The 11,659-nt window shown below is 59.9% G+C and carries 8 protein-coding genes; 5 read left to right on the forward strand and 3 right to left on the reverse strand.

Annotated elements, in window-relative coordinates; all coding sequences use genetic code 11:
- Positions 1-51: 51 nt before the first annotated feature.
- From pdxR to AC3CB8_RS11120, 4 genes are all read left to right on the forward strand, one after another.
- Positions 52-1,548, forward strand: a complete 1,497-nt coding sequence (pdxR, locus tag AC3CB8_RS11105) for a MocR-like pyridoxine biosynthesis transcription factor PdxR (RefSeq protein ID WP_435053106.1) — start codon at positions 52-54, stop codon at positions 1,546-1,548.
- A 159-nt stretch (positions 1,549-1,707) separates the two neighbouring features.
- Entirely contained in the window at positions 1,708-2,199 is a 492-nt protein-coding gene (locus AC3CB8_RS11110; RefSeq protein WP_023704114.1) for an MOSC domain-containing protein, read from the forward strand.
- 6 nt (positions 2,200-2,205) lie between these two features.
- Positions 2,206-3,156 carry a PDR/VanB family oxidoreductase gene (locus AC3CB8_RS11115; protein WP_352726715.1) on the forward strand — a complete coding sequence of 317 codons (951 nt, stop codon included), beginning with the start codon at positions 2,206-2,208 and terminating at the stop codon, positions 3,154-3,156.
- Positions 3,157-3,207: 51 nt separating this feature from the next.
- Positions 3,208-5,604, forward strand: a complete 2,397-nt coding sequence (locus AC3CB8_RS11120; protein ID WP_352726713.1) for a transketolase — start codon at positions 3,208-3,210, stop codon at positions 5,602-5,604.
- Between the two features lie 169 nt (positions 5,605-5,773).
- On the opposite strand, the gene AC3CB8_RS11125 is transcribed toward AC3CB8_RS11120, so the two are convergent.
- From AC3CB8_RS11125 to gmd, 3 genes are all read right to left on the reverse strand, one after another.
- Positions 5,774-7,195: a phosphomannomutase gene (locus tag AC3CB8_RS11125; protein ID WP_031252537.1), complete on the reverse strand. Its 1,422-nt coding sequence runs from the start codon at positions 7,193-7,195 to the stop codon at positions 5,774-5,776.
- Positions 7,196-7,536: 341 nt separating this feature from the next.
- Positions 7,537-8,481 (reverse strand): GDP-L-fucose synthase, encoded by a 945-nt coding sequence (gene fcl, locus AC3CB8_RS11130; RefSeq protein WP_352676367.1) that lies wholly within the window; start codon positions 8,479-8,481, stop codon positions 7,537-7,539.
- Positions 8,481-9,551 carry a GDP-mannose 4,6-dehydratase gene (gmd, locus tag AC3CB8_RS11135; protein WP_023796270.1) on the reverse strand — a complete coding sequence of 357 codons (1,071 nt, stop codon included), beginning with the start codon at positions 9,549-9,551 and terminating at the stop codon, positions 8,481-8,483. Before gmd ends, fcl begins: the two co-directional genes overlap by 1 nt.
- Positions 9,552-10,524: 973 nt before the next feature.
- Between gmd and AC3CB8_RS11140 the strand changes: the two genes are divergently transcribed.
- The gene (locus AC3CB8_RS11140; RefSeq protein WP_352550314.1) at positions 10,525-11,511 is read left to right on the forward strand and encodes a nodulation protein NodZ; all 987 of its coding nucleotides are present in this window, start codon (positions 10,525-10,527) and stop codon (positions 11,509-11,511) included.
- Positions 11,512-11,659: the final 148 nt, after the last annotated feature.

An 11,659-nucleotide genomic window follows, 5' to 3' on the forward strand; every position in this document is an offset into this window, starting at 1 on the left:
AGATTGACGGCAACCTGGCCAATGTGAAATATCCAGTTGGCGATGAAAGAGATGGTCCAGTCTTCAAGTGCCGGGTCTGCAGCGCGCTCGCACGCGATGGGTGCACGCCAGATATACGAAGCCCTTCGCGAGCAAATCCTCGGCGGCGTCTACGAAACCGGCAGTCAGTTGCCATCCTCCCGGGCCCTGGCAAATGACCTCGGCGTTTCGCGAACCACGGTGACGGTCGCCTATGAGCAACTGGCTGCGGAGGGTTTCATCGAAGTCCGTCAAGGCGCACGACCTCGCGTTGCGTCTTCGTTGATCGGCCATGGGACGGGGCGCACTCACGCGCAACGGGTCGGCCCGATCCACCTGTCCGCATATGGCGAGCGGCTGCGCGCGACGTCACCCTGGCCAGATTATCTGCCGACTGGGCTGAAGGTCGAGTTCCGCTATGGCGACCTGGCACCGTCGGATTTCCCATCATTGGTCTGGAAACGCGCGATGAACGAGGCGATGGGGCAGCGCCCGCTGCGTCTTGCCTATGACGATCCTCGCGGCTCGCGCCGGCTTCGCCAGGCGCTTCAGGGCTATCTCTGGCGCGCCCGGACCCTGAGCTGCGACCTCGACCAGATCATAGTTGTGAACGGTTCGCAGCAGGGCCTTGATCTGTGCGCGCGCCTGCTTCTCGATCCCGCCGACCGTTTCGTCATCGAGGATCCGTGCTACAGGATGGCGCGTCAGGTCTTTGCCAGTACGGGTGCCTCACCCATCCCGGTCATCGTCGACGAAGACGGGATGAGGACCGAGTTGCTGGCGGGGATCGGAGCACGACTGGCTTATGTGACGCCATCGCATCAGTTTCCGCTGGGCGGCGTCATGCCGATCGCGCGCCGCCATCAGCTTCTGAAATGGGCGCGGCACAACAACGCCTATGTGATCGAGGACGACTACGACAGCGAATATCGCTACGACATCAATCCGGTCCCTCCGCTGCACAGTCTCGAGGACCACGGGGCTGTCATCTACCTCGGCACGATCTCCAAAACGCTCTCGCCGATGCTGCGCATCGGCTACCTCGTCGTCCCGCCCGAATTGCAGGAGGTCTTCGCAACCGCCAAACAATTCGCAGACCGGCATTCGCCGGTCGCTGAACAGGAAGCGCTGGCATCGTTGATCGAGAGCGGCGGCTACGAAAGCCATGTGCGCCGTGTGCGCAGGCTGAACGGCGAGCGTCGGGAAACGTTGTTGGGTGCCTTGCAGCACAGCTTCGGGGATCGCATCACTGTCCAGGGAGCAGATGCGGGACTTCACGTCGCGGTTTGGTTCAATGACCTGCCACGATCGCGGGAAACGGCCTTGGTCGAATCCGCCCGCGACGCTGGCCTGGGGCTACACCTGATCTCGCCGCTCTACGAACGGCCATCGGACCAAGGCCGCACCGATCGCGTCGGACTTGTCATGGGCTATGCCGCCTTGAGCATTCGGCAGATCGGGAAGGGCGTTGAGGTCCTGCGAGAGGTTGTCAAGCAGGTGCAAGACGCGATGCCGGCGCGGAACAACTGAGCCGGGGCGACGCCGAAAGCTGGCGCTGAAAACGGTCCGAGGGCCCCCCGTATTTCTTTCCAAACAGCCAACTGGACCGGGAAAATGCCATGCAACTGGCGCTGTTGATCAGGCCAGTTTTGCAGCAGGTTTCCACGAGACGAATTTCCGAGAGCGATGATGACCTGGCGAGGAAAGCTGCTTCACGTCCATATCGCGCCTGCCGCCTCCTATGAAATGGAGGAGCTGGCGCAGGCGCAGCTTATTGCCGGCCAAGGCGTTGTCGGAGACCGCTACTACCTGGGGACGGGGACCTATTCCGCGCGTCCTGACGTTCGCGAAGTGACGCTGATCGAAGCTGAAGTCTTGGACGCCATCGCGCAGGGCGAACCCAGAATTCCGGGCTTCAAGGCCAAGCTCGCACCCGAAGATCACCGGCGCAATCTGACGACACGAGGCGTTCCGCTTAGCCATCTTGTCGGCAAACGCTTCCGGGTCGGGGAAACGATTCTCAGGGCCGCCCGGATGAATGTGCCGTGCAAGTATATCGAGGAGTTGCTCGGGCTTCCGGGTCTCTACGAGGGGCTTCTGAACCGCTCCGGCCTGAACTGCACAATCGAGGTCGGGGGCGTGATCCGCCCCGGTGATCTGATCTTGCCCATCGACGAGTGAAACGCCATGGCCTCGCCGCGCATCATCATGAAGCTGACCGTGACCGCCGCCCGCAAGGAGCCGGGCGACGTGCTGGTCATCGACCTGAAACACCCACGCAAACCTGCGCTGCCGGCGTTCGAAGCGGGTTCTCACGTCGACGTCCATCTGCCTGAAGGGAAGGTGCGTCAGTATTCACTTTGCGGCGACCCGACCGAGCTTGGCCGCTACACCATCGCGGTGAAGCGCGAGAATGACGGCCGTGGCGGCTCGGCGTGGATCCACGAAACCATTGCCGTCGGCTCCACACTGCCTGTCTCCGCGCCACGCAACCATTTTGCGCTCAAGCCAGGCGAGGGGCCGACTTTGCTGCTGGCAGGGGGAATCGGGATCACCCCGATTCTGGCCATGGCGCGCGCGCTCACCCGGCAGGCCAAGCCCTTCGAGTTGCACTATTTCACCCGCAGCCGGGCGCTCACGCCACTCTTGGCGGCGATCGGGAGCGATCTTCCTGGCGGCAATGTGCGGATCCATTTCGACGACGAGCCTCAGACCCGGCAGAACATCGCCGCGCTGCTGGCGAACCGTTCGGACGACGCGCAGACATACTACTGCGGACCGCCTGGCTTCATGGCGGTTGTGGGGCGCGCGGCTCAACACTGGCCCGAGGGTACTGTTCATTTCGAAACTTTCCAGCCTCCCGAGTTTGATGGCGCGCCACCGGAACCGTTCGTCATAGAACTGGCTGAGGGCAGGGTGGTTGAGGTTTCGGCTGAGACCACGGCACTGGCCGCCTTGCGTGCGGCCGGTGTGCCGTTGATGGCCTCGTGTGAGAACGGGGTGTGCGGGACCTGCGAATGCGCAATGCTGGCGGGACAGCCGATCCATCGGGATGCCGTCCTGTCCAAGGAGGCACGCGGCCACCGCTTCATCCCCTGTGTGTCGCGCGCGACAGGTGTGTTGAAACTCGATCTTTGACCATTTGGGCGGGGGTCCTGTGAGACCGGCAGCTGATTTGCGGGAAACTGAATGACGAGGAAACTGGAATATCTGAACGAGATCGAGCGCTGCGTCTCCTGGCTCGCAGCCTGGACGATCCACCACGCCAACCACGTCCGCGAGTGCGATGAGATCAAGGTCGGGGGGCATCAGGCCTCGTCCGCGTCGCTGAGTACCATCATGACCGCGCTCTACGGTTCGGTCCTGCGCCCGCAGGATCGGGTGGCGGTCAAACCCCATGCGGCGCCGATCTTCCATGCACTTCAGTATCTGGCGGGCAACCAGACCCACGAAAAGCTCATGAACTTCCGCGGCTACAAGGGCGCGCAGAGCTACCCTTCGCGGACGAAGGATGTCGACGATGTCGACTTCTCGACCGGGTCGGTGGGCCTCGGCGTTGCTCAGACGCTGTTCTCGTCGCTGGTGCAGGACTACGTCTCGGGTCACGGCTGGATGAAGGAGCGTGCCGAGGGCCGAATGGTCAGCCTGATCGGCGACGCCGAGATGGATGAGGGCAACATCTACGAGGCCCTGATCGAAGGCTGGAAGCACGGGCTCAGGAACTGCTGGTGGGTGGTCGACTACAATCGCCAGTCGCTCGACGCCGTGATCCGGGAGGGCCTCTGGCAGCGTTTCGAGCAGATTTTTCGCAACTTCGGCTGGGACGTGATGGTCCTGCGCCACGGCGCTCTGCAAGAGGCTGCCTTTGCCGAGCCGGGGGGCGAGAAGCTGCTCGAGTGGATAGAGCGCTGTCCGAACCAGCTCTATTCGGCGCTGACCTTCCAAGGGGGTGCTGCCTGGCGCAAGCGGCTGCTCGACGAGATCGGAGACCAAGGGCCGGTCACCACTCTGATCGAACGCCGCTCCGACGACGAGTTGCAGGCGTTGATGACGAACCTTGGCGGGCATGACATGCCGAGCCTCCTCGAAGCCTTCGAGGCGGCGTCCAGGCATGACCGTCCCGTCTGCTTCATCTGTTACACCATCAAGGGCTACGGTCTGCCGCTTGCCGGACACAAGGACAACCACGCGGGGCAGATGACGCCCACGCAGATGGAAGACTACCGCCTGCAAATGGGCGTAAAGCGGGGTGAGGAGTGGGACAAATGGGCGGCCGCCACCTTGCCGGAAGCGGAACTTGACGCCTTCTTCGCAAAGGCGCCGTTCTTCAGTGAGGGGCGTAGGAGGCTGTCTGCGCCGTCGGTGCCGGTGCCTGAAACCCTTCCGTCACCGGGGCAGCCCGGCAAGCCGCTCTCGACCCAGATGGGGTTCGGCCAGATCCTGAACGACATCGCACGCGAGCGCAGTCTGCTTGCCGACCGCATTGTCACCACCTCGCCCGATGTGACGGTCTCGACCAATCTCGGTGGCTGGGTCAACCGGCGCGGCCTTTTCGCCCGGGAGACCATGGCGGACACCTTCAAGGCCGAACGCATTCCGTCGACCTTTACCTGGGAATTTGGGCCGAAGGGGCAGCACATCGAGCTCGGGATCGCCGAGTCGAACCTGATGATCATGCTCGGGGCACTCGGTCTCTCGCACTCGATCAATGGCGTGCGCCTGCTGCCGATCGGGACAGTCTATGATCCCTTCATCTACCGATCGGCCGACCAGCTAAACTACGCCTGCTATCAGGATGCGCGCTTCATGCTGGTCGCAACGCCCTCGGGCGTGACGCTAGCGCCCGAGGGCGGAGCACACCAGTCGATCGGCACCCCATTGATCGGCATGGCGCAGGATGGGCTTTGCGCCTTCGAACCGGCCTTCGTCGACGAACTGTCCGTGATCATGCGCTTTGCCTTCGATTACATGCAACGTAATGGCGAGGGGGATCCGGATGAGACGACGTGGCTGCGTGATCAGACCGGAGGATCGGTCTATCTTCGCCTGTCAACCCGGCCGCTCGAGCAGCCGCTGCGCGACATGAACCCGGCGCTCGCGCGGGACATCGTCAATGGCGCCTATTGGCTGCGTCCGCCTGGGCCCAACGCGAGTGTCGTCATTGCTTATCAAGGCGTCGTCGCGCCGGAGGCGATTGCCGCGACGGGTCTTCTGGCGGAGGACCGGCGCGATGTCGGGCTGCTCGCGATCACCTCCGCGGACCGGCTTAATGCGGGCTGGCAGGCGGCGGAACGTGGCCGGCAGCGTGGCGCGATTGGCGCCCTGAGTCATATCGAGCGGCTGCTCGCGCCGCTATCGCGTGACTGCGGCATCGTCACCGTGATCGACGGCCACCCGGCGACGCTCGCGTGGCTCGGTGGGGTTAACGGGCATCGCGTGAAGGCGCTCGGGGTCGAGCAGTTCGGCCAGACGGGGACTATTGCGGACCTATACCGTCACCACGGCCTGGACACCAACGCCATCGTACATGCGGCGCAGGCGGTCAGTGCGGGACCGGCTGTTCGCTACCGGAAGGCGCTGCCTTGACCATGAGCGACCGGATGCTCCGTGGCTGGTACGGATCGGCTGTTTCCACGGGCGTTCCGGTTCGCTTCAAAGCGGACAGGGCCGGGACACTGTGGACGTTCTGATCGCGCTTGAGTAGCTTGTGCGACCCCCAGGGTCACCTGGGAATACGCAGGGAGGCGGCTTTTATTTAGCCTTGCGCCCAATTACGAATTCGATCCAATCCAGTCCGGAGCAAAAGCTCCGCGTCCTCCCGATTTTCGGCTTCGACGTAGCACCGCATTTCCGGGGCATTTCCGGATGGACGCAAATGCAAGACACGCTTATCCGCGAGAGTGATACGAAGTCCGTCAACATCGCTAACCTTGCTTACCACTCCAATCGACCCGACGAAGGCGGCGATGTTAGTTTCCGCTGTACGAAGGTATGTCATGAGGCGAGTGCTGCTTTCGACGGAAAAATTTTCCAAGCGATCCGCTGCCGCCGCCGGCAATTGAAAGGAACTGCCAATCTCCGACAGTGGCTGCCCACTTGTATTAACAAGGGAAAGTGCCGCGAGGATGGGGAGAAAACTGTCGCGTGTAGGTAGCGCTGGCAGTTTAGTTCCGTTCGGGTCAAAGTCCGTGCCGGTCAACAAACCACCGTTTGCTTCGAAACCAACCACGCGCTCGTGACCCGACGCAACCAAATCGAGCATGGCAGCAATAACAAATGGCGATCCAACCTTGGTACGCACGACTTTAAAAGAACCTGCGGTCTCGATACCAGAGTTTGATGTGACCGGCGTGACGACTGCCTTCGCTTGCAGGAAGTTCGCCGTAATCAGGCCTAACAAATCACCGCGAAGGGGGTCTCCGTGGTCGTCAGCTACCAGTGGGCGGTCACCATCGCCATCTGCCGAGACGACCGCATCAAGCCGATGCTCTTTGGCCCAGAGCTTGAACTGTTGAGCAGTCTCGTCCGAGACCGCTTCAGTGTCGACAGGAATGAAACCTTCCGAACGTCCCAGGGTTACGACCGTCGCACAGTGATATGAGAGAATGTCAACCAAGAGATCGCGCGCGACTGTGCTGTGCTGATATACGCCCACCGTTAAGCCCTTTAGAGCATTAATCTCCATAAGCTTTCGATTGCGCGCCATGAAAAAGGCCTTGCATTCGGCCTCCCGGTGCTGCCGACGTGCAACAGCACCTTCAAGGACGTATCCGCGCTTCTCCAACTGCAAGGCGATGCGCGTTATCTCCCGCTCATCACCCTTGTCGATCTCACCGTCGGGTCGATAGAATTTTATTCCATTACGGTCGGCCGGAATGTGCGAGCCTGTGATCATCAAACAACCACTCTTACGCGCCTGAGCATACAGTGCCAGGGCAGGGGTGGGGACGGCGCCGCAATCGACTACGATGAAGCCGAGCGCAGACAGTGCCGCCGCACAGAGGGCGGCGATGGCCGGACTCGAGGCGCGAAAGTCGCGCCCTATGAGTATCTCGTCGCCAATTCTGGCCAGGCCGGATTCCAGCAGGAATGTCGCGAATGCCGTTGCATATAGGGCAGAGGCGGCTCCTGCCAATTCTGTCGCCAGGCCCCGTAATCCACTTGTTCCGAATTTCATACCAAATCCGACGTTGCTAACCGGGTTTTGAAGGTAACATGCTCAAACTTTGGCTCGTCCGGAATGCCCATCGACAGATCCCTCGGACGAGAACAAGAAGTACATTCGGTTACCGTAGACGCGTTCGGTTATCGAGGGTTACCCTTGTGAGGATTGACGCAGTCGGCGTCGGCGTGGGCAGCGCACCGTGACCTTCACGGCGACGAGTTGGAGCGGATGGGGTCCGGGCCCGGCAGGGCTCCTCGCGGCTGGCGCTATCGCCATCGAGTGATTGTCTCAGTCTACATTAGCTCTGGGTCCCGAAAGCGCGTACAGGCCTGAGACGCAGCAAATCCTCTTATCTATCGCCGTTCGGTGTAGCTCCCGTTCAGAAATGCATGATAGACACTCTCGATGCCTTCCATGAGAGTGATCTTTGCTGCCCATCCCAAAGTGCGCAGCTTGTCGACGCTCATCAGCTTTCGCGGTGTACCGTCAGGTCTAGAGTGATCATGCGCGATCTCCCCAGTAAATCCGACTACACGGCAGATCATTCTGGTCAGCTCTAGGATCGTGATGTCCTGTCCGCAGCCGAGATTGACGTGATCATGGTCAGAGTAGTTCTTCAGAAGGAAGACTAATGCGTCGGCGCAGTCGTCGACGTGCATGAATTCCCGACGTGGTGTGCCCGTGCCCCAGATGGTGATTTGCTTATCACTTATGAGCTTAGCTTCATGCGCTTTCCGGATCAGCGCTGGGATGACGTGGCTTGACTGCAAGTCATAATTGTCGCCTGGCCCGTAGAGATTCGTCGGCATAGCGGAGATGTAGTCGCGGCCATATTGCTGGCGATAGGCTTGAGCCATTTTGATGCCGGTGATCTTGGCGACGGCGTAGCATTCGTTGGTGGGCTCTAGTGGCCCGGTCAAAAGCGCGCTTTCAGGAATGGGCTGTGGTGCCATCTTCGGATAGATGCAAGACGAGCCGAGGAAGAGGACGCGGTCGACATTGTTTTCGTGGGCTGCCGCGAAGATATTGGCCTCGATCATCAGATTGTCGTAAAGAAAGTCGACCGGATAGGTGGCGTTCGCGAGAATACCACCTACCTTTGCCGCCGCCATAATGATAGCGTCCGGTTTCATCACTGCCACGAAGTTTTCAACCTCGGTCTGTCGCCTGAGATCTAGCTCTCCCCGAGGGGCGGCCACAACTTTGCAGTCTTCAGACGCGAGTCGGCGTACAACAGCGCTGCCCACCATACCTTTGTGGCCAGCGACCCACACGGTTTTTCCGTTCAGATCATACATTACGCTTCCTTCATGACTACAGATGTCTGCATGACCTTCAGGTCTTCGCGTACCATTTCCGCAGCAAGCTCGCGCACGGATGTCTCATGCACCCAGCCGAGCTTCTCCTTCGCCTTGGTAGCGTCACCCAGGAGAAGATCGACTTCCGTGGGGCGGAAGTAGCGTGGGTCCACTTGGACTAGGCATCTGCCGCTCGCTACATCATAGCCCTTTTCGCCGACACCCTTGCCACGCCATTCGATTTCGACGCCGATATCTTCGAAAGCCCACTCGACGAATTGGCGGACAGGAGTCGTTTTGCCCGTAGCCAGCACGTAATCATCCGGTTGATCCTGCTGTATCATCATCCACATACCTCGCACGTACTCACGCGCATGGCCCCAATCGCGTCGAGCATCGAGATTGCCGAGATAAAGCTTGTCCTGCTTGCCCAGGTAGATAGCAGCGGCAGCGCGGCTGATCTTGCGCGTCACAAAAGTTTCGCCACGAAGGGGGCTTTCGTGATTAAAAAGAATGCCGTTGGAAGCGTGCATACCATAGCCCTCGCGATAATTGACGACCATCCAGTAGGCGTAGAGCTTGGCGGCGGCGTAAGGGCTGCGCGGATAAAAGGGCGTCGTTTCGTTCTGCGGTACGGACTGCACGAGGCCGTATAGCTCCGAAGTCGAGGCTTGATAGAAGCGGGTCTTGTCCGTCAGACCGAGGAGGCGAATCGCCTCAAGAAGTCGCAATGTACCGATACCGTCCGCGTTTGCTGTGTACTCAGGTGTTTCGAACGACACCTGCACATGGCTCTGAGCAGCCAAGTTGTAAATTTCGTCTGGCTGAGATTCCTGAACCACGCGGATGAGGTTAGTCGAATCAGTGAGGTCACCGTAATGCAAGATCAGGCGCGGATCGGATTCGTGCGGGTCTTGGTAGAGGTCTTCGATACGACCCGTGTTGAAGGAAGAGGAACGTCGCTTAATCCCATGAACGATGTAGCCTTTTTTGAGAAGAAGACGGGCAAGATAGGCACCATCCTGTCCAGTTATGCCCGTAATAAGAGCAACTTTCCTGCTATCGCCCATTCTATTCCTGCTCTATTAAAGTTTAAAGTTTCGGCTCCGGCTCGCCACGCCGACACAATGTGCGGCCAGCCCCGTGCGCTATGGAGCACTTCGACAGATGCGGCGCGAAGCTCGTCATTGACAGTCCGCCAGCCGAGCACACCTCTTGCTTGGAGTCACAGCAAAATAGAGTTGCGCCGCTAACCGTCGGCTTCGTACATGCGGTCTGAGTGCCGCTCAGCTCACGCCGTGAGCGACATGTACTCCCAGCACCTTGCAGCTGATTTGCTCATCCATCAGCGAGTGAGGACGCCTTTCTTTCTTGCTTCAGCGTCTTCTAATGGGAATTGTTTGGATCAGTGAAATCGATTGTTTGGATAAAGTGCATCCACAGAATGGATGGTCTGACCGAGCAGCGGGGGCGCATCGCCGGCCCGGAGTCGTAGGCGCGAGCTTCCGTTCGGGGCGAGGACAAAGTTCGTGGCCGCGAGCCCTCACCACAGCATCCGGCACAGGTCGTGCAGAACTTTGGGAGCAGACTGCAGATTCTGTCGATCAGCTGGTTCCAGGCGCGTCGAGCTGTCGACCTCATCTCGCCCGGTACGGTTGCTGTATGCAGCCTTGCACCCTTGGCGTATGGCGTCGACGGAACGATTTGCTCTGGCAGGCAGTGTCGCAGCGTTCCCGGGCTGTTTCGGCTCTATTGGCCGGGCCCGCGTCAGCCGAGCCCCTTCATCATGGCATCCAACGCATGGATGGCCGGCATCCAATCAATAGATTTTACATATGCCGCGGAGGCCCAGTAGAGAAGGCTGAACCGGAAGCGAGGGCATCGGCTTCAAGCTGTGCGAGCGTCACGGGATTAGTGGGCAGTGCTGAGTGAGCTCTTCTGCCCTATGGCCCGGCCTCTGCCAAGCGCCCGGCGTCAGGGTCTACGTGTCGACTAAGGATTCCAAACCGGATGCAACGTCCTCTCTGAACGAGATTTCCGAAAATGTATGTTAGTGGAGTGGAAAAGCGCCGGTTCGTCGTCTCTCGGAGGCGTACGGGGTTCGGTGATTGTCTGTGGTCGTTGGCGGCCGCTTGGCGCTACGCGCAGCGGTCGGGACGAACTCTAGTCATCGACTGGCGGGGGGCCTGCTACCTCGACCAACCCTTCACAAATGCGTTTCCGGTGTTCTTCCAGCCGATCAATGACATCGCTGGCGTGCCGGCTATTTCCGACGACCGGATCAACGACGTTTCCTTCCCTGGTCCATTCTTCCCGGAGTGGTGGAACAGGCCGGCGATCGAGTGCCTTTACCGGCCAGATGAGCAGATTTTCCAAGAGCGCGATGAGTTGGGCGAGCTCTTTCAGGCCGAACACGATGTCGAAGCGAACACAGTAGTGTGTGACGCTTGTCTGATGTGGCGGTGCGATGAGGATGCAGAGCGGCAGGTGTTCCAGAGTGTCCAGCCTCGGCCAGAAATTCAAGCCCGCATAGATGCCATTTATCAGGAATGTTTTGAGGGGCACAGCATCATCGGGATTCATGTTCGGCACGGTAACGGTGAAGACATCATGGAGCATGCGCCCTACTGGGCCGATCCGGAGCTCGCCGTTCGGCAAGTGTGCGCTGCAATTGACAAGGCTAAGGCGTTACCGCACCCCAGGCCTGTGCGGCTGTTCTTATGCACGGACAGCGCGCGGATACTGGATCTTCTGGCGGCCAGGTTTCCCGATCTGCTCACTGTCCCGAAGCACTTCGGATCCAATCAAGGTGGCCCCTTACACACTGCAGCACTCGGGATTGACGGCGGAATTTCCGCCCTCGTTGAGATGTATCTTCTCGCGCGCTGCGATACCGTAATTCGGTTTCCCCCGACGAGCGCCTTTACACGATATGCACGTCTATTCGCACCACGGGTAATTGAATTCGATCTGAAGGAGCCAAGTCATTTGACTTTGATAGAAGACAGCCAAGTCTCTGATCTCAGTTAAGACCCGCCACCTGCGCAATTCGGCAGAGGCAACCAACAGGCATCAGTGGAGGCGTCGTGCATTACCGATAGCGTCGTCATCTGACGCCGCCTGCAACGCACCAGAACTTCGCTGTTACGCGCGGCCGCAGACAAGCCAGAGCGACGGC

The sequence above is a fragment of the Mesorhizobium sp. P160927 genome, assembly GCF_057766385.1.

What these genes read in the sequence shown, in the direction of transcription:
- pdxR (WP_435053106.1), top strand. Translation starts at nt 52, where the DNA reads ATGGTCCAGTCTTCAAGTGCCGGGTCTGCAGCGCGCTCGCACGCGATG.
- AC3CB8_RS11110 (WP_023704114.1), top strand. Translation starts at nt 1,708, where the DNA reads ATGACCTGGCGAGGAAAGCTGCTTCACGTCCATATCGCGCCTGCCGCC.
- AC3CB8_RS11115 (WP_352726715.1), top strand. Translation starts at nt 2,206, where the DNA reads ATGGCCTCGCCGCGCATCATCATGAAGCTGACCGTGACCGCCGCCCGC.
- AC3CB8_RS11140 (WP_352550314.1), top strand. Translation starts at nt 10,525, where the DNA reads ATGTATGTTAGTGGAGTGGAAAAGCGCCGGTTCGTCGTCTCTCGGAGG.
- AC3CB8_RS11120 (WP_352726713.1), top strand. Translation starts at nt 3,208, where the DNA reads ATGACGAGGAAACTGGAATATCTGAACGAGATCGAGCGCTGCGTCTCC.
- AC3CB8_RS11125 (WP_031252537.1), bottom strand. Translation starts at nt 7,195, where the DNA reads ATGAAATTCGGAACAAGTGGATTACGGGGCCTGGCGACAGAATTGGCA.
- fcl (WP_352676367.1), bottom strand. Translation starts at nt 8,481, where the DNA reads ATGTATGATCTGAACGGAAAAACCGTGTGGGTCGCTGGCCACAAAGGT.
- gmd (WP_023796270.1), bottom strand. Translation starts at nt 9,551, where the DNA reads ATGGGCGATAGCAGGAAAGTTGCTCTTATTACGGGCATAACTGGACAG.